Below are 26,992 nucleotides of genomic sequence, written 5' to 3' on the forward strand. Positions count from 1 at the left end.
AACAAATTTAATCTGGAGCTGCTGAGCAGAATTGAACTGCCGAACCTCTTCATTACCAATGAAGTGCTCTACCGACTGAGCTACAGCAGCGTATGCATGCCCGACTGACAGTGCAAATTCACCCAATCACGCATTGTTATTATCGTACTATTTTTGTTACACCTTGTCAATAATCCAGTAAGTTTATTCTAATTTTTTTCTTCAGTCTTTGCATTGCATTATCAACAGCTTTAGGAGTTCTTCCGAGGGCCGTTGCAATTTCTCTGTAATTCATTCCCTGACGTATCTTCGCCCACACCTCGCGCTCAAAGTTACTGAGCTTTTCGGAGTCCCCTGATTCGATATCTCTAATGGCTTCTTTCAGCATGGCAAGCTTTTCTGGACTTAGGTCCTTATCAGCCAAAAGAGAACTGCAAATTTTGTTCGAAGCTGTATCTCCCCCATCAAAGTCAACTTGCTCCCTTCCTTCATCAAAGATGGATAGCGACTCATTTAGGAGCTTATGCTTCTGCCTGTTGGCAGCATTTATAGCTGTCTTTATTTGATTCTCCATACATAGCTGTAAGAAGGTCGAGAACTTAGCACCAGCGTTCTCATCAAAATCCCTAATAGCCTTAAAGATTCCAATCATAGCTTCTTGTATTACGTCCTCGTTTTCGGCTCCTGCTATGTAATATTTTCTCGCGCTAATTTTTGCCGTATGTTTATACTTATCAATAAGTAATTCGTATGCTAGACTGCTTCCCTCTTGAGCCATTCTCACAAGGCTTTCGTCTGAGAGAATATTCATTTCGTCTGATAGCATCAGCGCTTCTCACTCCTTTGTCTAAGTGCTTCATACATTATTATGGCTGCTGCATTTGATGCATTAAGCGAATTAATCTGGCCTAATAGTGGAATTGATACTACAAAATCACATTTTGATTTAACAAGCTGCCTGATTCCCTTGCCTTCGTTTCCTATTACTATAGCAAGCTTTCCGCGCATATCTGCTTCAGTGTAAACGCTTCCGTTCATATCGCAAGCTGCAATCCAAAAGCCATCCTTCTTTAGTTCGTCTATGGTCTTTGCAATATTCGTTACCTGAACGCAAGGCATGTATTCTATAGCACCTGCCGAAGTCTTTGCTACAGTTTCGGTGAGACCGCAGCTATTATGCTTTGAGATAATTATGCCGCATGCGCCTGCACACTCTGCACTACGCATTATTGCGCCAAGGTTATGTGGATCTTCTATCTCATCTAGGATAACAATCAAAGCGTCCTCGCCACCTGCTTCTGCGCGGGCGTAGATGTCTTTCATGCTTGCAAAGGAATGTGCGGCGGCGAATGCTACAGCTCCTTGATGCCCCTTGCTCTTGCAGAGTCTATCTAGCTCGTCCTTTTCGGCCTGTTCTATTTTGATGCCATTCTTTTTGGCTAGATCATAGAGTTTTGATATTGATCCAGATGCACCCTTTTGAATGATGACCTTGGAGACGCCCCTTCCGCTTTTGAGTGCTTCAATCACGGGGTTTCTACCTATTATCAAATCCGTTTTACTCATTTTTTCCTCGTATATTTATAGAAACGGTACTCTATGCCGTTTTCTTCCATAAGTTCTCCAACCGGCTCGCAATCAAACTCACCTGAGGCATCAAGATTTTCAAAATGTCTATCCGCATCAAAATCCTTATAGATTTTGGTTACATAACATGTGCTGCACTTAGGAAGCATATCTTTATATATCTGTGCACCACCTATTACAAAGACTTCCTCTTCAGGGAGACCTGAAACAATCTCATCAATCTCCTCGTAGGAGTGAACGACCTCTGCATTCACAGCCTCATAGGAAGTATCCCTAGTCAAAACTATGTTTCTTCTCTTAGGAAGTCCCTTTGATCCGGGAAGACTCTCTAGCGTCACCCTGCCCATTATTACTGTTTTGTCTAGAGTTATTTTCTTGAAGTATTCTAGGTCACCAGGAAGGTGGCAGAGCAATCCGCCATCCTTGCCGATTCCCCAATTTTTATCTACTGCTATTATCAAATTCATATCGCACCTATACCGCAATTGGAATATTTTTGATCTGCTCGCCACTCTGATAGTCTTCAATGATTAGATCATCTGTTGTGAAGTCATAGAAGTCCTTAATCTCAGGATTAAGTCTTACCTTTGGTGCTGGGAACTCTTCTCTTGAAATCAATTCCTCTATAGCAGGCACATGCTTATCATAGATATGAGCATCTGCGATAACGTGAACAAATTCACCTGGCTTGTATCCGCAAACCTGAGCAAGCATCATCACTAAAACAGAGTATTGACACACATTCCAGTTGTTTGCAGCAAGCACATCCTGTGAACGCTGATTTAAGATTGCATTTAGCTTGTCGCCTGTCACATTGAAGGTCATGCTATACGCACATGGCTCTAGATGCATCTCGCTTAGGTCGCTGAAGTTATAGATATTTGTCATTATTCTTCTTGACTGAGGAGTATTCTTTAGCTGCCAAATTACATTGTCAACCTGGTCCATCTCACCCTGAGCGAACTTGTATTTCTGAGCCATCTGATAGCCGTAAGCCTTTCCAATTGAACCGCTTTCGTCAGCCCACTCATCCCAGATTTTGCCCTTTAGTTCATTGATATTATTTGACTTTCTCTGCCAAATCCAAAGAAGTTCATCCACTGCTGTCTTAATTGCAGTCTTTCTGAGGGTCAAAGCTGGAAACTCCTCTGACAAATCGTATCTGTTTACAACGCCAAAGCGCTTTATAGTATATGCAGGGCTTCCGTCCTCCCAGCGAGCTCTAACGGTTTCCCCTTCTGTTGAAAATCCATTATCTAAGATATCTCTGCACATGCTTTTGAAAATCTTATCTGCTTTGCTCATCGCCTCTTCTCCTATTCCTCTTCGATTATCTCTACCGCCTTTGACATGATTGCCAATACGCGCTCCTCATCACCGTTTGCATGTAAAAATCCAATAAGTGCTTCAAAAGCAGTCGCAAGCTTATATTCAACAGCTCCAGCGCTCCTGCTCCTGTTGGGCGTCTTATGATTTCTTGCACGCTTAACAAGTCCAAGCTCATCCTCTGTGAGAAAGCCGTTCATCATGTGCTTTATTGCCTTTGCTTGACTCTCAGCTCTTACATATCTTATCGCCTTTTTGTGCATGAGATCAGCATTTCCGCCTAGGCTCAAATCACTGCAAATCATATTTCTGATATAAAGCTCATAAACAGCATCTCCGACAAAAGCCAGCGCCGTTACATTTGCCTGAGCAGAATTCATATGGACTCGTCCTTTATAATCTGAACGCCCTGAGGTGTATCCTTTAGAGTATATCCTCTAGCCTTTAGCTCATCTCTGATTTCGTCTGCTCTAGCGAAGTCCTTATTCTTTCTTGCCTGCTGTCTTTCCTCAACTAGCGCTTCGATATCAGCATCGATACTAGTTTCCTTAGCTTTGATTATTCCAAGAACACCAGTAAGCTCGTTGAAAATTTCTAAAGCCGCCTTTGCATAAGCTTTGCTAGTTCCTCCACGAAGCATTGTGTTGATTTCTGTAACGAGCTCAAATACCGCACTGATTCCATCAGCAGTATTTAGATCGTCATCCATAGCCTTTATGAAGGCCTGTCTGAATCCATCAAAGCTAGCTATTGACTTCTCCTCTTCAGCTGAAAGTTCGCCGTCTGTTCCAGTTTTGATCATGAACTCTATGTCATCTAGACAGTTCTTGATTCTGTTAAAGCTTGACCTTGACTGCTGCATCATTTCTTCGCTGAACTCTATCGGTCCTCTATACTGTCCTGATAGGAGCAAGAAGCGGATTTCCTCGCCTGTGTATTTCTGGCGGATATCTCTTACAGTGAAAAAGTTTCCTGCAGACTTTGACATCTTCGATCCACCGATATTTATGAAGCCATTATGCATCCAGTAGTTAGCAAAGGTTACGCCATTGCAACACTCCGACTGAGCAATTTCGTTTTCGTGGTGTGGGAACTGAAGGTCCTCACCTCCACCGTGTATATCGATAGTTGTACCTAAATGTCTTCTTGCCATAGCTGAACACTCTATGTGCCAGCCTGGTCTTCCCATGCCCCATGGTGATTCCCAAGCAATCTCATCTTCAGTCTTACGCGCCTTCCATAGTGCAAAGTCTATTGGATCTTCCTTGACTTCACCGACTGCAATTCTTGCACCGGCCTCGAGATCTTCTATATTCTGACCTGAAAGCTTTCCGTATTCAGGGAACTTTCTTGTTGAGAAATATACGTCTCCGTCAGCTTCGTAAGCAAAGCCCTTGCCTACCAAAGTGTCAACAAAGTTTTCTATCTCATCAATATGCTCTGAAACCTTAGGATGAACATCAGCCCTTCTTACATTTAGGGCATCTGCATCATCAAAATACTCCTTGATGAAGCGCTCTGAGATTTCAAGTGCGCTAACGCCTTCATCTTTTGCTCTATTGATAATCTTATCGTCCACGTCTGTGAAGTTCTGTGCATACTTAACCTTATAGCCTCTGTACTCCATGTATCTGCGAAGTGTATCAAAGACTACTATCGGTCTAGCGTTTCCGATGTGGATGTAGTTGTAAACCGTTGGTCCGCAAACGTAGATGTTAACCTGGCCCTTGCGAATAGGCTCAAACTCCTCTTTACGTCTTGTTAGTGTGTTATATATCTTCATATCTTTTCCTTTTGTCGCATTGTAGCTAATCCTTAGTGCGAATGCGACATGTCGTTAGTTAAACTTTGTTTTGCTTTTACTCTACAGTTACAGTTTTTATTACAACTGGTTCAAGTGGCTTGTCCTGAAAGTCGCGTCTTACCTGTGCAATTTCTAGAGCCGCATCGATACCTTCTGTGATTTTTCCAAAACCAGCATACTGTCCATCTAGATGAGGAGCATCTGCAACCATTACAAAGAACTGTGATCCTGCTGAGTCAGGTACCATGGTTCTTGCCATTGATAGCACGCCCGTTGTGTGCTTTAGGTCATTCTTTACGCCATTCATTGCAAACTCACCCTTGATTGTATATCCAGGGCCACCTGTTCCGTTTCCGTTAGGGCATCCACCCTGAATCATAAATCCAGGAATAACTCTGTGAAATGTTAGGCCGTTGTAGAAACCGCTGTTAGCTAGCTTCTCAAAATTCTCAACTGTGATTGGCGCTAGGTCCTCGTAAAGCTCGCCCTTCATTACCTTGCCGTTTTCCATTTCTATTGTTACTGTTTTCATCTTATTTCTCCTCATTTACTAATTTGATTGCATTTTCTATTGCTTCTGCTACGCTAAGCTCTGACTTTTCGCTGTCTCTACGTAGCTTGTACTCCACGATTCCTTCTCCAGCCCTCTTACCTACTGTGATTCTGATTGGGAATCCAAGAAGGTCAGCGTCCTTGAACTTAACACCTGGCCTCTCGTCACGGTCATCTATAACCGCTTCAACACCAGCTACTAGCAAGCTCTGGTAGATTTCTTCTGCAAGCTTTGCCTGTTCCTCATCCTTAGGCTTAACAAGTGTTACAATCACATGGTATGGAGCGACTGAAACTGGCCAAATAATTCCATCCTCATCGTGGTGCTGCTCGATAACAGCTGCAAGCGTACGGCTTACTCCGATTCCGTAGCAACCCATAACAAGCGGATGATCCTGCTGATTTTCGTCCTTATATATAGCATTCATAGCCTTTGAATACTTTGTTCCAAGCTTAAATACCTGTCCAACCTCGATGCCGCGAGTGTGCTTTATTGGGGCGCCGCAGACTGGGCAAGGGTCACCCTCCTTGAGAACCTTGAGGTCTGTAACTATGTCACCCTCGTAATCTCTTCCGTAGTTCACGTTGAGAATGTGGTGGTCTAGCTTACAAGCACCTGCGCAAAGGTTCTTAAGTCCCACTAGCTCGCTGTCGACAACAACTGTACAGTCGTGAAGCCCTATAGGTCCTGTGAATCCACCAACTGCTCCTATTGCAGCTTCTAGCTTTGATTCGTCAGCAAAGGCAATCGCATGCTCTGGGATGTTTAGGGCATTTACTAACTTAATCATGTTAAGGTCTCTATCGCCTCTAACAAAGGCAGCTACATATCCATCAGCCTTACCATCCTCGTCATACTTCTCAAATAGAAGTGCTTTGATAGTCTTTGTCTTATCTATGTTCAGGAATCCTGCAACCTCTTCGATTGTCTTTGTTCCTGGTGTGTGAACTTCCTGAAGCTCAAGCATTGCCTCACTCTCAGGTGATGGCTCAGCATCCCTGCAAGCAGCCTTTTCTACATTTGCCGCCATTGAACAGCTCTCGCAATAAGCAATATCGCTCTCGCCGACCTCTGAAAGCGCTGTAAACTCGTGTGATGCATTTCCGCCAATCGCACCGCTATCAGCCTCTACTGGTCTAAATGTCAATCCGCAACGAGTGAAGATTCTCGTATACGCATCATACATATCATCATAGCTCTTATCGAGGCCCTCCTGATCCTTGTCAAAAGAGTAAGCATCCTTCATGATGAACTCTCTGCTTCTCATAAGACCAAAACGAGGTCTAGCCTCATCTCTGTACTTGTGCTGAATCTGATATAGGTTCAGTGGTAGCTGTCTATATGATGAAACTCCATCACGAACTATATCTGTAAATATTTCCTCGTGCGTAGGTCCTAAGCAGAAGTCTCTGCCGTTTCTGTCTTTGATACGCCAAAGTTCAGGGCCGTAGGCACTCCACCTTCCTGATTCCTCCCAAAGTTCTGCAGGCTGAATCGCAGACATCAAAATCTCCTGCGCTCCGCTCTTATCCATCTCCTCACGGATTATATTCTCAATCTTGTGAAGCGATCTCCATCCAAGGGGCATGAATCCGTAGATTCCTGATGCAAGCTTACGTATCATTCCCGTACGAAGCAGCAAAATATGACTTGGAATTTCCGCTTCAGCTGGTAACTCCCTCAGAGTTCTGACATACATTTTAGATAGTCTCATTGAAATTATATCTCCATTCTATTCAATCTATATTTCTGCCGTAGCTAGCGCCACAGTATTCATCAAAGTTCACAAATAGCTTCTACTTAGGGCTGCAGGACAAAATGCAAACAGCCTCAGCTGCAATGCCCTCGCCTCTTCCTGTAAAGCCTAGCTTCTCAGTCGTAGTCGCCTTTATATTTATTCTTTCTCTGCTTATGTTTAGCACATTGCAGATGTTATCCTCCATCTTGTCTATATGTGGAGCAAGCTTAGGTCTTTCGCAAATCACAGTTATGTCTGTATTTATAAAATCATAACCTCTATACTTGACTGCATTCCATGCTCTCTCTAAAAGAACAAGACTCGAAGCATCCTTAAATGCGGGATCTGTATCCGGAAACAGCCTTCCAATATCTCCCATAGATGCAGCACCTAGTATCGCATCTATCAAAGCATGAAGCAATACATCAGCATCTGAGTGTCCCAAAAGCCCTTTCTCATAAGGGATATCTACTCCTCCAAGAATTAGCTTTCTGCCTTCAACAAGTCTATGCACATCAAAGCCTTTTCCTATCCTTGTTTCCAAAACGACATCCTCCGGCGTTGTAATTTTGATATTATCCTCACTGCCCTTTACCAACGACACCTTGTGTCCAAAGGCTTCTACAATGCCTGCATCATCTGTGAAATCGCTGCCATCTGTAAAAGCCTTGGCATATGCATCCATCAAAAGTCCTGCGGAAAAGCCTTGAGGAGTCTGAACGCAGCGTAAATCACTGCGTTCAAGGGTTCCCTTATTTATATCTCTAATTGTATCCTTTGGCATTATGCAAGGAATTGCTGCCCCTGCTTCTGATGCCTCTTTGGTGACTGAAGCAATGATGTCAAGCTCTATATACGGTCTAACTCCGTCATGTATCAGTACGATGTCGTCATCTGAAACCTTCTTCTGTCTCAATAATTTGAGCGCATTTGCAACAGAATCCTGCCTTCGTTCTCCGCCCGAGATTATGCTCATGCTTTTGCTGAAGCCACGGAACAGCTCCTCTGTCTGCTCAAGGTAATCCTGCGCAGTTACGACGATTATCTCATCTACCAAAGAGCTTCTTCTGAACTTATCCACCGTCTTTTCTAAAATTGTCTTGCCACCTATATACAGGAATTGCTTCGGTTTTGGTGCCTTCATACGAGTGCCCCTTCCGCCTGCCACAATTACGGCATAGACTCTTCTATCACGAAACATCTTATACCCTTACTCTTCCGAAAATCATCCTGCCTGCTGAAGTCTGTAGCACGCTGGTTACAGTTATCTCTCTAGTCTTACCTATATAGTTTTTGCCATCCTCTAAAACTACCATGGTTCCATCATCGAGATAGGCAATTGACTGCTGAGAATCCTTACCCTGCTTAACTGGGGTAACCGTCATCTTCTCACCAGGAATGACCACTGGCTTTAGCGTATTGGCTAGCTCGTTGATATTCAAAACATCTACGCCATTAATCCTGGCCACCTTGTTCAAATTAAAGTCGTTTGTCACAACCTTACCACCCATAATCTGCGCAAGCTTGAGAAGTTTAACGTCGACCTCTGGAATTTCCTTTAGCCCTTTCTCGCTCTCAGTATTGTAGATATCAATTCCATAGTCAGTCTGAATCCTATTTAGAATATCAAGGCCTCTGCGCCCTCTCGTCCTCTTCAGAGAATCAGACGAGTCTGCTATATGTCTCAGCTCGACCAAAACAAACTCAGGGATGACAATGGGACCCTCTAGGAATCCGGTCTTAATAATTTCGGCAATTCGTCCATCGATTATTACGCTCGTATCTAGTATCTTAGGAATGATGTTGCTCTGCTTGCGCCCCTTGCCTCCTACAGAAAAACGTGTCGCCTGAGCAGGATTAGCATTCGGTCCTGCATCGCTGTTTCTTCTTGCGATAAACATCTGTGAGATTATTTCTTTACCCTTTTTGTTCGCAACAACCACGCCGATAAATCCCATAATCATGTATACGATTAGCGTGATGATAACATATAAATACTGATTTGTAATTCCTGCGAAAATCTGAGTTATAAAGAATGCGATGATAAGTCCAAAGATTAGGCCTATAGCTCCTGCAAGAATATCATTTCCGGAAACTCCCTGAAGGTCGTCTTCAATCTTGCCAGCAACCTTGACGCTCTGTTTTGAAATTAGCGGCGCTAAACGATAAAACATAATTGCAAATAATAAAGAAATAAATACCGCTAGAATATATTGATAATTACTTTTGAAATAAGCCTCGAATGATGAGTCTGAGTGTATTAAAAGATACTTGGACCCAATGGAAATTCCGTATCCTATCAAGGCTCCTATGATAGCTAGAGCGATTCTCAATAACTTCTTGAGCATATTGCACCTCCTTTCTTAATTATTTTGGCTCATTTTGCTCGTATTTTTATACAAGCTACAAGCTCAAAATAGCTATTTCTATACATATTACAGTATAGTCCTATACCCGCCCGTCGTCAATACTTCCAAGGCTTAAAACAATGGGGAATTCAAGGCTTTTTCACCGCCTTGTCATATTATGTAGTTTGCTTTTATATTTGTGATAATTATGATAGAATTATAACACTAATCACATTAAAACTTCACCTACGCGCGTTATCATACAAAGAAAATGGGAGGAATATATTATGTACAAGTTACTTGTCGTAGACGACGAACCTAAAATCAGAGAAGTGATTCGAGAATATGCAGAGTTCAACGGTTATGAAGTAACCGAGGCAGAGGACGGAATGAGCGCTGTCGGACTATGCAAGCTAAACAAGTATGATCTTGTTATTTTAGATATAATGATGCCTAAGCTCGACGGCTTCACAGCATGCAAGGAGATAAAGAAGATTTCTGATGTGCCTATCATCATGCTTTCAGCACGTGGCGAAGAGTACGATAAACTCTTCGGATTCGAGCTTGGAATTGACGATTACATCGTTAAGCCTTTCAGCCCTAAGGAGCTAATGGCTCGTGTAAACGTTGTTTTAGAGAGAAGAAATTCTGTATCAAAGGATAATAGCAGCGTGCTCACCTTTGATGGACTCGAAATCAATATCGCAGCGCGTACTGTTTCAGTCGACGGTAAGCGTGTAGAACTAACACCAAAGGAATACGATCTTCTTTTCTATCTAATTAAGAACAAGAACATCGCACTTTCCAGGGACAAGCTACTATCCGACATCTGGGGATACGACTTCTTCGGTGACGACAGGACCATAGATACGCACATCAAAAACTTGCGTAACAACCTAGGCCCTTACCGTGATTTCATCGTAACCCTCAGGGGAGTAGGATACAAGTTTGAGTATGAGAAATAATAAGAAACGGTTTGATATCAGGAGCCTTAGCTTCAAACTTTGGTGCTATTTCATACTCTTTGCTGCACTCCTAGTCGTTTTGATTTGGCTACTTCAGATTTACTTCATGGATTCATTTTACGAGGACATGAAGCTTCGAGAGACAAAGCGAATGGCTCAGGAACTCATAGATGAATATAAGCATAATGGCAAAGAAGCAATGAGCCGGAAGATAAACGAAATCAGTGCTGAGACAGACTCTTACATCAGGGTTGAGACGGGCGACGGTAGAGTTGCTATTCTGCCTGAGTACAACGGATATAAACAGGAATACCTGTATAGTCTTCAATCCTCAAATCTGCGTCAGCAGCTAGAGGGCAGCACATTTCCTAGCGTATCGCTCATAGTTCCTTATCAGGATAATCAGCTACTAGCATACGCGACCTACCTTTACAAGGCGGAGGATTCGAATAGCGAAGAAGAGAATATGGCAAATAGCTATATACTCTATCTGTTTGCACCGCTTTCACCAGTAAAATCTACGATTTCTATTTTGAGAGCTCAGCTAGTCTATATCACATTCATAGCTATGTTCCTAGCGCTTTCGATGGCCCTATACATGGCAAATATGATAAGCAGGCCAATCAAAAATATCACGAAATCTGCAGAAGAAATGGGTAAAGGTCATTATGGAGTTCAGTTTAGACCAAGCGCATATTCTGAGATTCAAAATCTCTCCGAGACTTTGACCAAGGCTTCGCGAGAGTTAGAAAAGACCGATATGTATCAAAAGGACTTGATTGCTAATGTCAGTCACGATTTGAGAACGCCACTGACTATGATTAGATCCTACGCAGAGATGATTAGAGACCTATCTGGCGATAATCCGGTTAAGAGAAATCAACACCTTGGCGTAATCATTGAGGAATCAGACAGGCTCAACATTCTTGTAAATGATATGCTCAACCTATCTAGAATGCAGCAGCGCAAGATAGTACTTGAGAAAAGCGAATTTGATTTATCTGATAGCGTGCGCACTTTGCTCACATCTTACGAAATTCTCGCAGAAAACGAGGGCTATAAGTTTATATATAACAACAGCGAAGCACTGCCAGTCTTTGCCGATAAAGCTAAGATTACGCAGGTTATCTCAAACCTCATAAACAATGCCGTTAAATATTGTGGGGAGGATAAGGAGATAATAATCAATGTGAAGCGCGTAGCAAGATCAAAGGTAAGATGCGAGATAATTGACCACGGTCAGGGCATTGCACCAGATGAGGTAAGTCACGTTTGGGAAAGATATTACAAATCCAGCACCCACCACGTTAGGCAAACTGACGGAAGCGGACTTGGACTATCGATTGTTAGAGAGATTCTTAATCTGCACAAAGCCCAGTATGGCGTAAACAGTAAACTCGGTAAGGGTAGCACATTCTGGTTTGAGCTTGAGATTTTTAAAACAAAGAAATAATACGCAATAACAAAATGCACAGGCGATTATCTAAGTAATCGCTTGTGCATTTTTTCTTAACCTTATTGATCTTTGCTATAGCCTCGATTTAGAACTCATCCTTCTGTTCCCATAAGTCCAATTTCTTCAGCATATGGTTTCATTCCCTCTATGCAGACTTCAACCACGTCTTTAAGTTCCATTCCAAGACGATCGCATCCATCCAAAATCACTTCTCGGTTACACTTTGCTGCAAATCTCTTATCCTTAAATTTCTTCATGACACTCTTTGCCGTTAAGTCCCTAATTCCCATAGGTCTCATGCGTGCACAAGCTTGAATAATGCCTGTAAGTTCATCGACCGTATATAATGATTTTTCGAGGTTCGTCAAAGGTTCGACACTATTACATAGACCGTATCCATGTGAAAGAATAGCTCTGACCTCCCAATCCTCTACACCTAAATCCAGCAAGGCCTTTTCTGTATGCTGCAAATGCTCGTCTGGATACTTCTCGTAGTCATAATCATGTAAGTATCCAATAGCCATCCAATTTTCTTTGTTTTCACCAAAATGTTCGGCCATAGCTCCCATTGATGCCATAACATTCATCGCATGGATTCTAAGCTGATCACCTGTCACCATTGTATCATTTATTTCTTTTGCCCTATCAAGTGTAAGCACAATATCACCCCCCTGCATTTATTATTTTATAGTAATTATGCTTTAACTTTTATCTTAAGCCCTTACTTATACGAACTGACTCATCAGATTCTTAACATCATAGCCATACTGAGCTATTCTGTAATATGCATCCTCCTGCCATTGCTCGCTAAAAGTTCCGTCCTCGTTAATAAAGAAGTCAGAGTCCATGTAGCGAATAAGTGCGTACTCAGATGTCTTTTGTTCAAAGCCATCCCCTCTGCTAAAATCTATGCCCTTGCCGGTATTTCTTGTTACAATAGCTTCGAGCAAAGGTGCAGTTAATTCATTACAAACTACTGCAAAATCCGGAGCGTTAAACAATCTCTTCTTAGTGCCTGCGTAGATTGCAAATCTTGTCAAGGCGCCGTTGCTAACGCATTTAACGGTATGAATATCATCAATCCTTACGCTGCTCTTAGCACCCTTAATTACACCGTTTGATATGCTGATCTGTTTTTCCTTTAGCGAATGTGCCAGTTCTATATCAAGAGTGTTTAGATTGTTAGGAAAATCCTTTCCTAGTCTGCTTGCTGCAAAGGCCATTAGTAGAGTCTTTGTCTCAAGTATATTATGTCCGCCCCCTACAGGTGTAATGTCTGTATCAATCTCAATATTCTTGCCATCCTTCATTACTAGCATAACTATGTAGCTACTGTTTGCATTGCAGTATCTTGTAACATTAGTATATCTAACATCATCAAATAATACGCTGACTTCCTTCTTCCCCGTATTTAGGCTAAATCCATCTTTACGCACAATAAGCACTCTATCGTTTTTTCCTGTTATCTCTATTGGACCATTCTCAAATATACTTCTCATACTTGCCTCCATATCTTTATAAATATGTTTTCATTATATACCTCTCCCCTTTTGATTACAATTCTTTGAGGCACAAGAATTCATCAAAATAAAATAGGATAGAGCTCTATCTGAACTCTATCCTAAAATTCACTTCTTAATATTGACCGTAACTAGGCGGTCAGCTTATTAATAGTTTTCTGACTTAATCTGGAAGTAAGCCTGTGGGTGCTTACATACTGGGCAAAGCTGTGGAGCCTTCTCTGCATATACCTGATGTCCACAGTTGCTACACTGCCATAGAACTTTCTCTTCTCTTGCAAATACCTTGCCCTCCTTGATGTTAGCAGCAAGCTTTCTATATCTCTCCTCGTGCTCCTTCTCGATAGCAGCTACGCCTTCCATCTGAGCAGCGATTTCTGGGAAACCTTCTTCTCTAGCTGTAGCAGCCATTTCCTTATACATATCTGTCCACTCATAGTTTTCACCAGCAGCTGCATCAAGTAGGTTCTCTTCTGTTGTTCCGATTCCGTGAGCAAGCTTGAACCATAGCTCTGCATGCTCCTTCTCGTTAGCAGCTGTCTCTAGGAAGATGTTGCTAATCTGAACATATCCTTCCTTCTTAGCCTTTGATGCATAGTATGTGTACTTGTTTCTTGCCTGTGACTCACCAGCAAAAGCCGCTAGTAGATTCTCTAATGTCTTTGTTCCCTTTAGATCCTTCATGATTTTCCTCCATTTTCATTTCATTTAAATTAAATAACTATTAAACACTCAACTGCAGGCGTGACTCCATAAAATTGCGTTTCTCCGTTTGCATTCTGCATTTGTCACACTTGCATTCCAATATAACTGAACGAAATTTAATTTCGCTTGCAGCATCTAAACCAAATACCTTACTCATATCATCCTTGAGTTTCGTCAGGCTATGCTCATCCGCCCCATTAAGGTCCGTAAGTCTTCCGCAATCTGGGCATATCGAATGATAATGCTTATCAAGGTGTCCATCAAAGCGGTCTACTCCGCCCGGAAGTGAAATCCTTATGACTTCACCAGAATCCACCAATTGATTTAGGTTGCGATATACCGTCGCAATACCTATGCTTGGCAATTCCTTGCGAGCTAGCTTATAAACCGTTTCTGCGGTAGGATGATCATAACTGTTCTTGACGATGTCGAGGATGATGTTTCTTTGCCTCGAATACTTCAATATTGCCTACCCTTCTGAACATAACTGATAACGATTATCATTATAATATCATCCTGTAATTCCCTTGTCAAGCTAAATTTAAAATTATTTTTTCAAATTATATTGTTTAAAATCAAATAATGGGGTATAATATAATTACGATATAGAGAAAGAGCGTTGAGCTCAATTAATTAGGAGGATTTAATAATGTTAAGGATTTTTAAAAGTAATCACTGCGAAACTATTGTAGAAGTAATAAATAGCTGTAATGAAGTTCCTTCATGTTGCGGCGAGCCAATGAGAGAGCTTAAGGCAAACACAACAGACGCTGCTCAGGAAAAGCACGTTCCAGAAGTTTCAGTAGAAGGCAACCTAGTAAAGGTTAAGGTTGGAAGCGTTGAGCACCCAATGACAGAGGAGCATCACATCGCATTCATCTACCTAGAGACAGAGAACGGTGTAACTCGTAAGGATCTAGATCACACAGGTAAGCCAGAAGCAGTATTTGCCCTTGCTGAAGGCGAGAAGCCAGTTGCTGTTTACGAGTACTGCAACCTACACGGACTTTGGAAGAAAGAGCTTTAATCCAAATACTTAATTTAACATATAAACAAATCTGAATATATTCTAGCCAGAGTATATTCTTTGATCCAAAATAAGATAAATGCCAACATAGGTGTACGGATATTAATATTTGTACACCTCTTTTTATATCAAAAAACCAGTGCAAATTGACACTGGTTAATTCATTCTATAGTTGATTTTCAAGCCTTAACTAGCTTGCCTTGTATTTCTTCACTATCCTTTGCGCAAATATGCTAACTAGCATTATCGCCGCAAATATGGCTAGAATCCAGCTAAAGAAATCAGCGCGGTTATCATATATTATACCAAGAACTAGCATGGCTGCCATCCCTAGTACGCAGCACTGATGCAAGATGAACATTCCTAGGCTCTCGCCCTTTGCTTTATACTTACCGTTCATCTTATCTGCCTCGCAATCATCAGAGGTATTAGTAGCAGAGTCTCCAAATAGAAGCGCTGTTCCTGCACCTACAAGCACTAGACCCGTTAAAAGGCTCGTGACTTTTATCATGCCCGAAAGAACAACTACATAGACAATCACTGCACCGATAACTGCGGTTTCAAATCCGATTAGGTTGCTTCCGCTGACCATACCCTTGAGCTTGTTCAGTCTCTTAAATTTTAGATTCTTTAGCTTATCAAATTTTGGTTTTTTCATTATACTATTCCACCTTGTCTGCAACATTTAGCGCTTCAGCTATGTTCAGAAGGTGATCCCCTATTCTCTCAAAGTCGATCAAGAGCTCAGTATAAAGCACTGCAGTATCCTCACTGCAAGTAGCCTTGTGCATACGTCTTAGGTGATTTGCTCTATACTCTCTCGTCAAATCGTCTATCTTCTGCTCTATGGCAGCAGTCTTAACAACCTCTTCGCTATTCATCTTATCGAGTGCACTAATTGTTTCCATTCCAAGTACGCTGTACTTCTTCATGGTCTCTAGCTCTTCGTAGGCCTCTTTTGTGAATTTAACTTTGTTCTCAGCTAGTCTAAGTGAGTACTCTGCTATATTCATCGCATGGTCAGCCACACGCTCTAAGTTAGTACATATTCTAAAGTAGGCATTTATCAGCCTGCTATCTTTGACATTTGTCTCATAGACCATAGTATTGGAAATATATTTAGAAATTTCCTTGTTCAGATAATCTATGTAATCCTCTTTATCGTTTATCTTCTTTAGCATCTTTGTGTCGCCACTTATGACTACATCAAAGCTTGCAATCACGTTATCCTTAACCATCTGATACATGCGAAGAAGCTCGTTTCTGATACCGGTCATGATGATTGCCGATGCACCAATCGAAAAGTGCTCCTCGTGTTTCATTGAAGGATTTAGGAATTTTAGTCTGAATGTATCTACTTCCTCGGTTTCAACCTCTGGCAGTAATTTCTTTGATAGAATAGCGAGGTAACTTCCGAAAGGAAGAAGTAGCAATGTTGTTACTACATTAAAGAAAGTATGCATATTCGCAATCTGTGCTGCTGGCTTAGTTGGAGTCCATGATGCAACCCAGTCTGTGAGCGGTGTTGCAATACATATTACCGAAAACAGCACTGCCCCTATCACATTGAACATCATATGAATAAGCATAGCTCTCTTAGCATTTCTATTAGTTCCAATAGATGCAAGGAGTGTCGTTACGCAAGTTCCAATGTTTCCACCGAACAAAACGAATACGGCACTGTGGAAGCTTAACGCTCCACTAGTTGTCAAAATCTGAAGGATACCAACCGATGCAGCTGATGATTGAATGATTCCTGTAAATACAAGACCAAACAAAAGTCCAAACAGTGGATTCTGGAAGGATGTCAGCATTTCTTTGAATGCAGGTACTTCCTTGAGTGGCTCCATCGCCTCACTCATTAGGTTCATTCCTAGGAAAAGGAATCCTAGGCCTGCAACTATATAACCGTAGTTGTGAAGTTTCTCTCTCTTGAAAAACACTAGGAGCACAACACCCGCCATTGCAAATAGCGGTGCTATCTCGCCTACATCCAAGGCTATCAGCTGTCCAGTGATTGTGGTACCAATGTTTGCACCCATTATAATCCAAACAGCCTGAGTAATCTTCATCAGCCCCGAGTTTACAAATCCAACAACCATGACAGTTGTCGCAGATGAACTCTGAATCAATGCTGTGATTCCCACACCTACTAAGATTCCCATGAATCTATTGGATGTAAGCCTCTCTAAAATATTTTTCATGCGGTCACCAGCTGCCGCCTCAAGACCGGTGCTGGTCATCTGCATGCCGTAAAGGAATAGGGCAAGTCCTCCCATAAGGCCTAAAAAGACCGAAAATTGCATAGCTTATCCTCCATAAAACATCGCTTTAGTCTACGAATACGCTTCCGCCGATGAATTCTCTTATTATCGAGTTATTAACTATAATATCATCGTTTTCTATAATACGGAAAAACTGCATAAATTGCAATAGCCTTTGTGCTTCTGCATACTCTTTATCCTGCTGAGTAATCTCTCTAATCAGCGGTTCCGCGTACTTTCTCAAAACAGAAATTTCATATATATGATAGGAGTTAAATAAGATATCAGCCTCCCCACTGTAAGGAAAGATATTTTTCTCCTCGCCCGCTCTCACCTTTGGCCATGTTGCGATAGTATCCTTTGCACTGTGCCCTCTAAATAGATTATCTCTAACTATTCTTCTAAGCATTCTCTCAAGAGTCGTCGGAACTCTGTTGTGAACATCGATGTTTATTTGTGCAAGTGGGCTAATATAGATTTTGAATTTCTCTTCCTTTGGTATGAACTGCGTGAGCTTTTCGTTAAGTCCATGAATACCTTCTATAACAATAGGTTGATTCTCAGAAATCGAGGTGATTCTCTTACCAAATATCTTCTTACCCGTCATAAAATCAAAACTTGGCAAGTCTACGCTTTTTCCGGCAAGTAAATCATTCATATTGTTATTGAATAGCTCTATATCAAGTGCTTCGAGATTTTCGTAATCCTTTTCGCCATGTTCATCAAGCGGTGTATCTTCACGGTTCACAAAATAGTCATCAGTACCAAGGTACAATGGATTTAGTCCATTTACTCTAAGCTGTACACAAAGTCTCTGAGCAAAGGTAGTCTTGCCTGAAGATGATGGACCAGCAATCAAAATAATTCTCTTGTGCCCCTTATTAATCATGTCCGCAATCTGAGCAATCTTCTTCTCATGAAGCGCTTCAGAAAGCTGAATCAGATCCTTAGCCTCATCGTTTGCGATTTTCTCATTTAGGTCAGCTACATAGCTAACTCCTAGGAGCCTTTCCCAAACAGTCTGTTCTGCAAACGCCTGATACATCCTTGTTTCATCGACAAACTCAGGCACGACGCTTGGATTTGACGGATGTGGAAATCTTAGCAAAATACCATTTCTGTACTTTCTAAGCTCAAATAGGTCAATATATCCAGATGACGGTGCCATCAAAGTGTAATAGAAATCACGATAGCCATCAAGCTCATAGAAAAAGACTTGCGTGAGGTTTGGAGCAGTTTCAATTAGTCTAGCTCTTTCAAATCTACCATCCTTATGCAAGCACTCTATAGCGCTCTCCCTAGATAAAACTTCTTTTCTAAAAGGAAGGTCAGCCTCAACAATTTCTCGCATTCTAGTCTCAATATCAGATATAAGCTCAGCTGTAAGCTCTTTACTGGTATTTATCTTAGTATAAAATCCCTTGTTTAAAGAGTTTCTTATACTAACATTTGCTTCATCTCCAAGCACATCGCTGACCGCTTTGACATAAATCAAAGATAGACTAGCCTGATATAAAATAGTAGCTACCTCAGTCCTCATATCGAGAAGCTCAACTGTACATGGCTCATCAAGCGTATAATTTAAATCTACAATTCTATTATTAACCTTAGCCGCAAGAATCCTATAGGGAAGTCCCTTTATTTCATAGCAGAGGTTCTCTATTGATATACCTTGTCTTACATCACATTCCCTGATCTCGCCCTTTGGTTTTGTTATCAAATTAATCTTCATATTACCACATCCTGAATCCCGTAAAATTTGCTGTCCATTAGATAATATTTTACCACAAAGCGCAAAATGAACAAGATTTCAGGCCTATTTTGTCTTCTATCAAAAGAGCCTTGACCGTTCGAATAAACTTCAAAAGATAAACGGTGTCATGTATTAAACACTCCTTTTCTTGAAATCCTCTCCGTCGGCAAGGCCCTAATGTATTTAACTATTTAGTTTTTGTACAAGCTATTTAGCAGCTTTCTTTCTTCTTGAAAGTGCAGCAAAAGCAATAGCTGCGCCAGCTCCTAGCACTGCGAATCCTGCAAGACCACTTCCATCAAATGTGTTAGGTCCTGGTCTGTTAGCATTTCCTGATCCGTTTGCTCTTGGGCTAACATTTGCAAAGTAGTAAACTGAGAAGTCATCGTTCTCAAATGTTACAGTCTTGCCGCTTATTGAAGTAACCGGAATCTCCTCAAGTGTTCCATCATGCTTCTCGTGGAAGATGTGTAGATTCTTTGGCTCAAGATTCTTAAGCTCAACAGTTACGCGCTTCTTTCCATTTGGCTTAACTCTATCGCCATTTGCATTCACGAAGTAGATATCGTATGCTTCGTACTCGTCAGCCTTGTATCCCTTAAGATCCTTCTCTACCTTTACAATCTTAGCTGTTAGCTTAAGCTCTTCCTTCTCGCCTGCACAGCCGCAGCCACAGCCAGAGCCAGAGCCACAGTCACAGCCACAGTCACAGCCAGAGCCACAACCAGAGCCACAGTCGCAGCCAGAGCCACAGTCGCAGCCAGAGCCACAGCGCTTTGATGGATCCGGCTGTGGCTGTGGTTCAGGTTTTGGTTCAGGCTTAGGTTCCTCCTGCTTCTTAGGGGAAATAGTTGCCTTTACGCTTGGATAACCATCTGAAACAAGCTCGATTTCATAGCTTCCGTCTTCTCCCTTAGTGAAGATAGGAGTCTTTACACCACCCTTACCTGAGATTTCAGCGTTGAAGTTTACAGTCTGATCATCTCCAAAGATTAGCTTAGCAAGGTCACGACCTCTTAGAGGCTTTCCGTCTACAAGCACACTTGAAATGCTTGCATAGTATGTATCCTTATCAAGGTCAGCCGGTAGAACAAGCTTGTTCCCCTCAATCTTAACAGATCCATCTGCGTGATTTGACTTTAGCTGGAAGTTTGCCTGCAAATCACCATAATTCTCAGACGTGAATACTGCAGTGTATGCGCCAATTCCTGTGTTATCTGTTTTCTTAAATGTAATCTTATCCCCTGAAACAGTGTAATCCTTACCTTCCTCTAGAACAGTTTTACCCTTTTTAACTGCGCTTAGCTTATATGCTGCGTCGGCTGGTGCATTTACCTTAGATGTAACTGCTACCCCTTCACTAAATACAGCATTGTTTACACTTGCACTAGCATCTGCACCCGGAATCTTCTTGCAGAAAAGCGAAGTCTTCACAACTACATCGTCTCCATCATGCACCATGTATCTAATCTCAGTAATTGTCTTACCCTCGATGCTTGTGTACGCCTTGTAGTTTACATGGTTACCATGTGGCTCTACGAAGTCAGGCTTAACTGCAAATGAAATCTCATTTGTTTTAACCCAGATGTTCTCAAGATGCTTCATAGCATACATGCTGCCGTCAGAAGTCTTTAGGATAACTCCATCTACATCCTTAGCTGCAGGTATTCCCTCTCCACTTAGTTTTATACCGTAGTTTCCGTATCTATTTATTGTGCTAATTGTTGCTGTAGCAGGGTTTACAACTGTGCCATCACCCTTTGTTGCTGTGAGAGTTCCATCGCCGTTGATTACCTTGTACTCCTTAGGCTGTGCGTTACCCTCGTTCAGCGTCAAATTCTTTACAATATCAAAGAGTGGGTTCTTAGAAGTCTTGCCATCAGCAATAGCCTTCTTAACCTTGTCATAAAGAGCCTTGTCTATTGCAACATTTACATCCTTAACACCTAAAATCTTACCAGAGCCATCCTCGTTTACTGAGTTATATGTAGTTGGGAAGAAGCTCTTGAACTTATTCTTAGTTGAGCTTGTTACCGCATCGTACATTCCATCTGCTCTTAGGCTTGCTGCCTTATCAACAGCATCTGCATTAAGATCATTTGACACTGCTGTAAGGTTCTTTAGCTCTCCATAATAAAAATCTGCGTATGGGAGATTCACCTTTCCATATAGAGTCTTAGCTTCTTCTACTGGTTCAGCCTTAGTTGCTGCATCAGCCTTCTTTAGCTCTACTCTAATAGCATCCTTGCAAGCCTGAGTTGTATATGTAGCTCCAGTCTTAGCATCTAGTCCATTAATTGTTTCTAGGGTTGCTGGCTTACCCTCAAGGGTTTTAATTCTATTCTTTGCCTTTACCTTGAATCCCCAGTTGGAGTTGTCCATTCCTGGAGTATCAATATTGATGTTTGCAAACTTTCCGTCCTTTACATCAAAGCTTACATCTACTCTATATCCGTCCCAGTCACCGCCTGGTTCTTCCGCTCTAGTTGGTGCTGCTGTGTATGACTTATCTGCTGCAACCTCATCACCGGTTATAGCATACGCACCCTGAACGCCTGCACTTACAAGCATTGCGCATGAAAGCAAGATCGCCAGAGGTCTCTTTCGCATTCTTACCATAAAATTCCTCCTGTGTAGTTAAATCGAGATACTTATTGTTAGTTATCCTTAACTTGTGTTATCTTTAGGTAACTATTATTTGCCTCTAGAAACTTTCGTTAGCATAAACTAACATCCATATCATATCACAATAAACTCTAAATAAGCAAGTGAATTTTATAGCAAAGTATTCTTATATTCTCAGTCCCAGCACACAGCTCAAATACTTGCAAAACTAACTATTCTGATTCATTCTGAAACGCCTCTACAACGCTCTCAATCTCCTGTCTTGTCAAAGTGATTCCACGGCTCATTCTCTCGTGCTGCTCGTCCCAATCTCTGATATCATATTTGGGCGGCTGATCATTCCATGATACGATATTTAACTCCTTAGTCCAACCTCTATCATTTCTGTTTATAACTCCAATGTGCTTTACTATCTCAAATTTAATAGGTGTTCCTGCCATCTTATTTCTCCTTTTCTTAGCATTCTCTCATCCCTATGATATTAATATCAACTTCCCCATAGACGGTCAAGCAAATAACAAAATTCCCCAAACAATGTAAATTCAGCACATGCGAGCTTTTATGGATAATTCTTCACTTGATTAAAGATATAACAAAATATATAATATGCCTAAAGTCCAGCGGTGTGATGTCATCTGAAAGAAAATATAGAAAATGAATCTGATTCATTTAAAGAATTTTTTGCTATTCGTATAAGAGCTGAAGGTATAGAATAAGAAAGGAAATATATGGATTTTATAGTAGCCGAAGAAGGTGTACCTGTAAGTGTAGGTGCATATGGAGCGAAAATCGTATATTATGGAAGTGAGATTGTATTAAACTATGAGACTGAGCCGCCAATGGGGGATTTTATTTTTTCGGCCAAACTTCCCTTATTGAATAGAGAAATTCCTTTTTGGATGTATGGAAGAAAGCTTGTATTTTTAGATGCATACTATGTTTTGGTAGAGATGGTTGAGAAGAAAACCTGGGATCCTATAACAACTGTAATTATAAATATTCATACGGGAAAATATGCAAGTCTTGGAAATTGGTATACTGATATATCTGTGGAAAATGACGTTGTACTTAAAAATAGGTTTGATGGAAACAGTATGACTTTAAAAGGTGTAGATGATTTAAACTGGATAAATATTGAATAAAAATACGAGTAGGTGATAGATATGAAAAAGAAAAGATATTTTGTTGTTCCGGCCGCTCTAGCTTTGCTCGGTGGACTTTACTTAATTAGCAAACAATCAGACGGACTTTTGGCATCTGAACGCATAGAGATTGCAATTCGCTCCAAGAACTTTGTGCATAATCTCAACCGCGGTGATTTTGATGCATGCTATAACAGCCTTTCTTCTGACATGCAGGAGAAGACAAGTATAGAAAGACTACATGCTATGCTAGATCCTATACTTGGATTCCTTGGTAGTTTTGAGGAGTTCAAGGGCGGTAGCATTTCTAGAGAAAGACATGCTGAGACAAGCACATATATGTGCAATCTGAAGTGCGACTACGAGAATGGCCGCGCGGTATTCACCATCATTCTCGATGAGAAAATGGATATAGTTAACCTTTATATAAAATAGAATAGAAGCAACACAATTAAATATAACATTATGGCAATGTAATTAAAGCACTTCAAGTGGAAAATAACTGGAGTGCTTTTTGAATATTTAGTTTCCAATTTAAGTTAAATATATTTAATTAATAATATATATAGTTTCAAAAGAGCCTTGACCAATCGAATAAACTTCAAAAGATAAACGGTGTCATGTATTAAACACTCCTTTTCTTGAAATCCTCTCCGCCGGCAAGGCTCTGATGTATTTAACTATTTAGTTTTTGTACAGGCTATTTAGCAGCTTTCTTTCTTCTTGAAAGTGCAGCAAAAGCAATAGCTGCGCCAGCTCCTAGCACTGCGAATCCTGCAAGACCGCTTCCATCAAATGTGTTAGGTCCTGGTCTGTTAGCATTTCCTGATCCGTTTGCTCTTGGGCTAACATTTGCAAAGTAGTAAACCGAGAAGTCATCGTTCTCAAATGTTACAGTCTTGCCGCTTATTGAAGTAACTGGAATCTCCTCAAGTGTTCCATCATGCTTCTCGTGGAAGATGTGTAGATTCTTTGGCTCAAGATTCTTAAGCTCAACAGTTACGCGCTGCTTTCCATTTGGCTTAACTCTATCGCCATTTGCATTTACAAAGTAAATATCGTATGCTTCGTATTCGCCTGCCTTGTATCCCTTAAGATCCTTCTCTACCTTTACAATCTTAGCTGTTAGCTGCACATTATCATTGTTGCCTGGCTGTGGCTGTGGCTGTGGCTCAGGTTTTGGTTCTGGCTTTGGCTGTGGCTTTGGCTCAGGCTGTTTCTTAGGTGAAACTGTTGCCTTTACACTTGGATAACCATCTGAAACAAGCTCGATTTCATAGCTTCCGTCTTCTCCCTTAGTGAAGATAGGAGTCTTTACACCACCCTTACCTGAGATTTCAGCGTTGAAATTAACTGTCTGATCATCTCCAAAGATTAGCTTAGCAAGGTCACGACCTCTTAGTGGCTGTCCGTCTACAAGCACACTTGAAATGCTTGCATAGTATGTATCCTTATCAAGGTCAGCCGGTAGAACAAGCTTGTTACCCTCAATCTTAACGGATCCATCTGCGTGATTTGACTTTAGCTGGAAGTTTGCCTGCAAATCACCATACTTCTCAGATGTGAATACTGCAGTGTATGCACCTATACCAGTGTTATCAGTCTTCTTAAATGTAATCTTATCCCCTGAAACAGTGTAATCCTTACCTTCCTCTAGAACAGTTTTACCCTTTTTAACTGCGCTTAGCTTATATGCTGCATCAGCTGGTGCATTTACCTTAGTTGTAACTGCTACACCCTCGCTAAATACAGCATTGTTTACACTTGCACTAGCATCTGCGCCTGGAATCTTCTTGCAGAGAAGCGAAGTATTTACAACTACATCGTCTCCATCATGCACCATGTATCTAATCTCAGTAATTGTCTTACCCTCGATGCTTGTATACGCCTTGTAGTTTACATGGTTACCATGTGGCTCTACGAAGTCAGGCTTAACTGCAAATGAAATCTCATATGTTTTAACCCAGATGTTCTCAAGATGCTTCATAGCGTACATGCTGCCGTCAGAAGTCTTTAGGATAACTCCATCTACATCCTTAGCTGCAGGTATTCCCTCTCCACTTAGTTTTATACCGTAGTTTCCGTATCTATTTATTGTGCTAATTGTTGCTGTAGCAGGGTTTACAACTGTTCCGTCACCCTTTGTTGCTGTTAGGGTTCCATCGCCATTGATTACCTTGTACTCCTTAGGCTGTGCGTTACCCTCATTCAGCGTCATATTCTTTACAATATCAAATAGCGGGTTCTTAGATGTCTTGCCATCAGCAATAGCCTTCTTAACCTTGTCGTAAAGAGCCTTGTCTATTGCAACATTTACATCCTTAACACCTAGGATCTTACCTGAGCCATCCTCGTTTACTGAGTTATATGTAGTTGGGAAGAAGCTCTTGAACTTATTCTTAGTTGAGCTTGTTACCGCATCGTACATTCCATCTGCTCTTAGGCTTGCTGCCTTATCAACAGCATCTGCATTAAGATCATTTGATACTGCTGTAAGGTTATTTAGCTCTCCATAATAGAAATCTGCATATGGAAGATTTACCTTTCCATATAGAGTCTTAGCTTCTTCAACTGGATTTGTCGTAGGTGCTGCATCTGCTTTGGAAAGCTCCGCTAAAATCGCAGTTTGATATGCTTTAGTTGTATATGTAGCTCCAGTCTTAGCATCTAGTCCATTTACCGTAGCTAGAGTTGCGGGCTGTCCTTCAAGTGTCTTGATTCTCTTATCAGCCTTGCTCTTGAACCTTTTGTTATAACTTTCCATATCTGGAGATGTAGTATTAATGTTAGCAAGCTTACCATCTCTTACATCAAAGCTTACATTAACGCTATATCCTTCCCAGCTGCCATGTGGCTTTTCTGCTCTAACTGGATCTGCAGTGTATGATTTATCAGCTGCAACCTCATCACCAGTTATAGCATACGCGCCCTGAACGCCTGCACTTACAAGCATTGCGCATGAAAGCAAGATCGCCAGAGGTCTCTTTCGCATTCTTACCATAAAATTCCTCCTGTGTAGTTAAATCGAGATATTTAATGTTAGATAACCATCTTATATATTAGTTACGCTAACATAGTTAGTCTAAACTAACACATGTTATAATATCACAATTACCTCCTGGAAATCAAGTCTATTTTATTGTACGTATTATCTTCACTTTTACATCCTAGAACAATCATAAATTTTTAATAACACCTCACAACTCCTTTAACCACGAATAAACATGTGATTATTCATAGTTGCTTTTTTTATTTCTGTGGAATATATCAGAGGCAATAGAAATTACTGAGCCTATCAAGACAAGTGTAATTCCAAGCACCATATTAAGTGGAATTACTTCGTGGATAATAACTACTGCGAGTATTGGTGCAAGTATAGGTTTAATGAAAAAAACAAGAGAGACAGTTTGAGCTTCGCAGTACTCCATTGCGAGGAAGTAACATAGATATCCACATCCTGTAACTGCAATTGATACATAGATAATACCTGGAATAGCATCTATACCTATTCCTTTGATAAACGGTACTTTAGCAAAGCTTTCAAGTCCGACTCTATCCAAGAAGTTCGCTAAAATTTTCATATGTGATAAACCCATATAAATAGCCATCTGAATAGCTGCGGTCAAAGAGCAAATACATGTCGTAACGACTCCACCATATTTTTGGCTCTCCTCCTTGCCTAAGACACCATATAATGCAAATGCAAGTGCAGAAAGAAGGCTTAGGCTCGCTCCCACGACACTAATATGAGCATCCCAAGGTTGTATAATTGCTAAAACTCCAGCAATCTGGAAGATAAGTGCATAAATAGTCTTCCTCTCTATCGCTTCTCCTAAAATCGGTACTGCAAGTATGGTTACAAATACGGTATTTGTACTAAATAGCACTGATACAACTGATGCTTTGGTATATATAACTGCCATCTGAAAGATATTCATGCCTAGAAATATCCCTATAAAAGCAATCAAAGTAAGCTTTATAAAATGTTTTCCAGTAACACTTTGGTTATCCTTTTTGAGCTTCATCAAAGCAAAAGGCAGCAATGCAATGCCGCCTATCAAAAATCTTATCATCGTGAGCTGCATGGGATTGAATCTCTTTGATGTATATTTCAGCCCTATCTCCATTGTGCTAAATAGCACTGTTGCAAATGCTATATAAATATATCCTTTTATTTTACTATATCCTTCATCGTTCATC

24 protein-coding genes, 1 tRNA gene and 2 pseudogenes are annotated in these 26,992 nt (G+C 41.1%); 6 read left to right on the forward strand and 21 right to left on the reverse strand.

The features are described from left to right. Positions 1-13: 13 nt before the first annotated feature. The 11 genes from ADJ67_07580 to ADJ67_07630 all read right to left on the reverse strand — a co-directional run bounded on the left by ADJ67_07580 (position 14) and on the right by ADJ67_07630 (position 9,335). Positions 14-90 (reverse strand) — tRNA-Thr (locus ADJ67_07580). Positions 91-166: 76 nt separating this feature from the next. Further along, positions 167-805 carry a hypothetical protein gene (locus ADJ67_07585; protein ID AKT47495.1) on the reverse strand — a complete coding sequence of 213 codons (639 nt, stop codon included), beginning with the start codon at positions 803-805 and terminating at the stop codon, positions 167-169. Next, on the reverse strand, positions 805-1,545 hold the full coding sequence (locus ADJ67_07590; GenBank protein ID AKT47496.1) for an RNA methyltransferase: 741 nt from the start codon (positions 1,543-1,545) through the stop codon (positions 805-807). Before ADJ67_07590 ends, ADJ67_07585 begins: the two co-directional genes overlap by 1 nt. Beyond that, positions 1,542-2,033 carry a hypothetical protein gene (locus ADJ67_07595; protein AKT47497.1) on the reverse strand — a complete coding sequence of 164 codons (492 nt, stop codon included), beginning with the start codon at positions 2,031-2,033 and terminating at the stop codon, positions 1,542-1,544. Before ADJ67_07595 ends, ADJ67_07590 begins: the two co-directional genes overlap by 4 nt. A gap of 7 nt (positions 2,034-2,040) precedes the next feature. Beyond that, positions 2,041-2,871, reverse strand: a complete 831-nt coding sequence (locus ADJ67_07600) for a thymidylate synthase (protein ID AKT47498.1) — start codon at positions 2,869-2,871, stop codon at positions 2,041-2,043. A gap of 11 nt (positions 2,872-2,882) precedes the next feature. Next, positions 2,883-3,272, reverse strand: coding sequence for a hypothetical protein (locus ADJ67_07605; GenBank protein ID AKT47499.1), 390 nt, complete (start codon positions 3,270-3,272; stop codon positions 2,883-2,885). After that, on the reverse strand, positions 3,269-4,675 hold the full coding sequence (locus tag ADJ67_07610; protein AKT47500.1) for a cysteinyl-tRNA synthetase: 1,407 nt from the start codon (positions 4,673-4,675) through the stop codon (positions 3,269-3,271). The genes ADJ67_07605 and ADJ67_07610 overlap by 4 nt, the downstream gene beginning before the upstream one ends. Before the next feature lie 76 nt (positions 4,676-4,751). Further along, a complete protein-coding gene (locus ADJ67_07615; protein ID AKT47501.1) occupies positions 4,752-5,228 on the reverse strand; it encodes a peptidylprolyl isomerase in 477 nt (158 codons plus the stop codon). Position 5,229: 1 nt separating this feature from the next. Beyond that, on the reverse strand, positions 5,230-6,963 hold the full coding sequence (locus ADJ67_07620) for a prolyl-tRNA synthetase (GenBank protein AKT47502.1): 1,734 nt from the start codon (positions 6,961-6,963) through the stop codon (positions 5,230-5,232). Between the two features lie 82 nt (positions 6,964-7,045). Then, positions 7,046-8,188, reverse strand: a complete 1,143-nt coding sequence (locus tag ADJ67_07625) for a hypothetical protein (protein AKT47503.1) — start codon at positions 8,186-8,188, stop codon at positions 7,046-7,048. A 1-nt stretch (position 8,189) separates the two neighbouring features. After that, entirely contained in the window at positions 8,190-9,335 is a 1,146-nt protein-coding gene (locus ADJ67_07630; protein AKT47504.1) for a hypothetical protein, read from the reverse strand. 287 nt (positions 9,336-9,622) lie between these two features. On the opposite strand from ADJ67_07630, the gene ADJ67_07635 reads away from it, so the two are divergent. Beyond that, complete coding sequence (locus ADJ67_07635) at positions 9,623-10,300, forward strand: transcriptional regulator (GenBank protein AKT47505.1); 678 nt, start codon at positions 9,623-9,625, stop codon at positions 10,298-10,300. Then, on the forward strand, positions 10,290-11,753 hold the full coding sequence (locus ADJ67_07640) for a hypothetical protein (protein ID AKT47506.1): 1,464 nt from the start codon (positions 10,290-10,292) through the stop codon (positions 11,751-11,753). The genes ADJ67_07635 and ADJ67_07640 overlap by 11 nt, the downstream gene beginning before the upstream one ends. Positions 11,754-11,848: 95 nt before the next feature. Here ADJ67_07640 and ADJ67_07645 read toward each other — a convergent pair whose 3' ends face one another. The 4 genes from ADJ67_07645 to ADJ67_07660 all read right to left on the reverse strand — a co-directional run bounded on the left by ADJ67_07645 (position 11,849) and on the right by ADJ67_07660 (position 14,444). Beyond that, a complete protein-coding gene (locus ADJ67_07645; protein AKT47718.1) occupies positions 11,849-12,376 on the reverse strand; it encodes an HDIG domain protein in 528 nt (175 codons plus the stop codon). 105 nt (positions 12,377-12,481) lie between these two features. Beyond that, complete coding sequence (locus ADJ67_07650; protein ID AKT47507.1) at positions 12,482-13,255, reverse strand: hypothetical protein; 774 nt, start codon at positions 13,253-13,255, stop codon at positions 12,482-12,484. Between the two features lie 168 nt (positions 13,256-13,423). Then, entirely contained in the window at positions 13,424-13,960 is a 537-nt protein-coding gene (locus ADJ67_07655; GenBank protein AKT47508.1) for a rubrerythrin, read from the reverse strand. A gap of 40 nt (positions 13,961-14,000) precedes the next feature. Next, complete coding sequence (locus tag ADJ67_07660) at positions 14,001-14,444, reverse strand: hypothetical protein (protein ID AKT47509.1); 444 nt, start codon at positions 14,442-14,444, stop codon at positions 14,001-14,003. Positions 14,445-14,666: 222 nt separating this feature from the next. On the opposite strand from ADJ67_07660, the gene ADJ67_07665 reads away from it, so the two are divergent. Then, positions 14,667-15,008 carry a desulfoferrodoxin gene (locus ADJ67_07665; protein ID AKT47719.1) on the forward strand — a complete coding sequence of 114 codons (342 nt, stop codon included), beginning with the start codon at positions 14,667-14,669 and terminating at the stop codon, positions 15,006-15,008. A gap of 190 nt (positions 15,009-15,198) precedes the next feature. Here ADJ67_07665 and ADJ67_07670 read toward each other — a convergent pair whose 3' ends face one another. From ADJ67_07670 to ADJ67_07680, 3 genes are read right to left on the reverse strand one after another with little or no spacing between them, the layout of a single operon-like run. Next, entirely contained in the window at positions 15,199-15,666 is a 468-nt protein-coding gene (locus ADJ67_07670; GenBank protein ID AKT47510.1) for a hypothetical protein, read from the reverse strand. Between the two features lie 4 nt (positions 15,667-15,670). Beyond that, a complete protein-coding gene (locus ADJ67_07675) occupies positions 15,671-17,314 on the reverse strand; it encodes a Na/Pi-cotransporter (protein AKT47511.1) in 1,644 nt (547 codons plus the stop codon). Positions 17,315-17,339: 25 nt separating this feature from the next. Next, positions 17,340-19,004 carry a phosphoglycerate transporter gene (locus tag ADJ67_07680; GenBank protein AKT47512.1) on the reverse strand — a complete coding sequence of 555 codons (1,665 nt, stop codon included), beginning with the start codon at positions 19,002-19,004 and terminating at the stop codon, positions 17,340-17,342. Between the two features lie 703 nt (positions 19,005-19,707). Between ADJ67_07680 and ADJ67_07685 the strand changes: the two are divergent. Beyond that, positions 19,708-19,896: pseudogene (locus tag ADJ67_07685) on the forward strand (hypothetical protein). A gap of 1,966 nt (positions 19,897-21,862) precedes the next feature. Here ADJ67_07685 and ADJ67_07690 read toward each other — a convergent pair. Next, positions 21,863-22,090, reverse strand: a complete 228-nt coding sequence (locus tag ADJ67_07690) for a seryl-tRNA synthetase (GenBank protein ID AKT47513.1) — start codon at positions 22,088-22,090, stop codon at positions 21,863-21,865. Between the two features lie 288 nt (positions 22,091-22,378). Between ADJ67_07690 and ADJ67_07695 the strand changes: the two genes are divergently transcribed. Both ADJ67_07695 and ADJ67_07700 read left to right on the forward strand, forming a co-directional pair. Next, complete coding sequence (locus ADJ67_07695) at positions 22,379-22,792, forward strand: hypothetical protein (protein AKT47514.1); 414 nt, start codon at positions 22,379-22,381, stop codon at positions 22,790-22,792. 21 nt (positions 22,793-22,813) lie between these two features. Beyond that, on the forward strand, positions 22,814-23,227 hold the full coding sequence (locus ADJ67_07700; GenBank protein AKT47515.1) for a hypothetical protein: 414 nt from the start codon (positions 22,814-22,816) through the stop codon (positions 23,225-23,227). Positions 23,228-24,578: 1,351 nt separating this feature from the next. Here the strand turns inward: ADJ67_07700 and ADJ67_07705 are convergent. Then, positions 24,579-25,397: pseudogene (locus ADJ67_07705) on the reverse strand (hypothetical protein). A gap of 625 nt (positions 25,398-26,022) precedes the next feature. After that, complete coding sequence (locus ADJ67_07710; protein AKT47516.1) at positions 26,023-26,991, reverse strand: hypothetical protein; 969 nt, start codon at positions 26,989-26,991, stop codon at positions 26,023-26,025. Position 26,992: the final 1 nt, after the last annotated feature.

Origin of the sequence: Eubacterium sulci ATCC 35585 (assembly GCA_001189495.1) — a bacterium.
Taxonomy (GTDB): Bacteria; Bacillota; Clostridia; order Peptostreptococcales; family Anaerovoracaceae; genus Eubacterium_B; species Eubacterium_B sulci.

Bases quoted from the DNA above. Each gene is read 5' to 3' on its own strand.
- ADJ67_07585 (AKT47495.1), bottom strand. From the start codon at position 805: ATGCTATCAGACGAAATGAATATTCTCTCAGACGAAAGCCTTGTGAGA.
- ADJ67_07590 (AKT47496.1), bottom strand. From the start codon at position 1,545: ATGAGTAAAACGGATTTGATAATAGGTAGAAACCCCGTGATTGAAGCA.
- ADJ67_07595 (AKT47497.1), bottom strand. From the start codon at position 2,033: ATGAATTTGATAATAGCAGTAGATAAAAATTGGGGAATCGGCAAGGAT.
- ADJ67_07600 (AKT47498.1), bottom strand. From the start codon at position 2,871: ATGAGCAAAGCAGATAAGATTTTCAAAAGCATGTGCAGAGATATCTTA.
- ADJ67_07605 (AKT47499.1), bottom strand. From the start codon at position 3,272: ATGAATTCTGCTCAGGCAAATGTAACGGCGCTGGCTTTTGTCGGAGAT.
- ADJ67_07610 (AKT47500.1), bottom strand. From the start codon at position 4,675: ATGAAGATATATAACACACTAACAAGACGTAAAGAGGAGTTTGAGCCT.
- ADJ67_07615 (AKT47501.1), bottom strand. From the start codon at position 5,228: ATGAAAACAGTAACAATAGAAATGGAAAACGGCAAGGTAATGAAGGGC.
- ADJ67_07620 (AKT47502.1), bottom strand. From the start codon at position 6,963: ATGAGACTATCTAAAATGTATGTCAGAACTCTGAGGGAGTTACCAGCT.
- ADJ67_07625 (AKT47503.1), bottom strand. From the start codon at position 8,188: ATGTTTCGTGATAGAAGAGTCTATGCCGTAATTGTGGCAGGCGGAAGG.
- ADJ67_07630 (AKT47504.1), bottom strand. From the start codon at position 9,335: ATGCTCAAGAAGTTATTGAGAATCGCTCTAGCTATCATAGGAGCCTTG.
- ADJ67_07635 (AKT47505.1), top strand. From the start codon at position 9,623: ATGTACAAGTTACTTGTCGTAGACGACGAACCTAAAATCAGAGAAGTG.
- ADJ67_07640 (AKT47506.1), top strand. From the start codon at position 10,290: ATGAGAAATAATAAGAAACGGTTTGATATCAGGAGCCTTAGCTTCAAA.
- ADJ67_07645 (AKT47718.1), bottom strand. From the start codon at position 12,376: ATGGTGACAGGTGATCAGCTTAGAATCCATGCGATGAATGTTATGGCA.
- ADJ67_07650 (AKT47507.1), bottom strand. From the start codon at position 13,255: ATGAGAAGTATATTTGAGAATGGTCCAATAGAGATAACAGGAAAAAAC.
- ADJ67_07655 (AKT47508.1), bottom strand. From the start codon at position 13,960: ATGAAGGATCTAAAGGGAACAAAGACATTAGAGAATCTACTAGCGGCT.
- ADJ67_07670 (AKT47510.1), bottom strand. From the start codon at position 15,666: ATGAAAAAACCAAAATTTGATAAGCTAAAGAATCTAAAATTTAAGAGA.
- ADJ67_07675 (AKT47511.1), bottom strand. From the start codon at position 17,314: ATGCAATTTTCGGTCTTTTTAGGCCTTATGGGAGGACTTGCCCTATTC.
- ADJ67_07680 (AKT47512.1), bottom strand. From the start codon at position 19,004: ATGAAGATTAATTTGATAACAAAACCAAAGGGCGAGATCAGGGAATGT.
- ADJ67_07690 (AKT47513.1), bottom strand. From the start codon at position 22,090: ATGGCAGGAACACCTATTAAATTTGAGATAGTAAAGCACATTGGAGTT.
- ADJ67_07695 (AKT47514.1), top strand. From the start codon at position 22,379: ATGGATTTTATAGTAGCCGAAGAAGGTGTACCTGTAAGTGTAGGTGCA.
- ADJ67_07700 (AKT47515.1), top strand. From the start codon at position 22,814: ATGAAAAAGAAAAGATATTTTGTTGTTCCGGCCGCTCTAGCTTTGCTC.
- ADJ67_07710 (AKT47516.1), bottom strand. From the start codon at position 26,991: ATGAACGATGAAGGATATAGTAAAATAAAAGGATATATTTATATAGCA.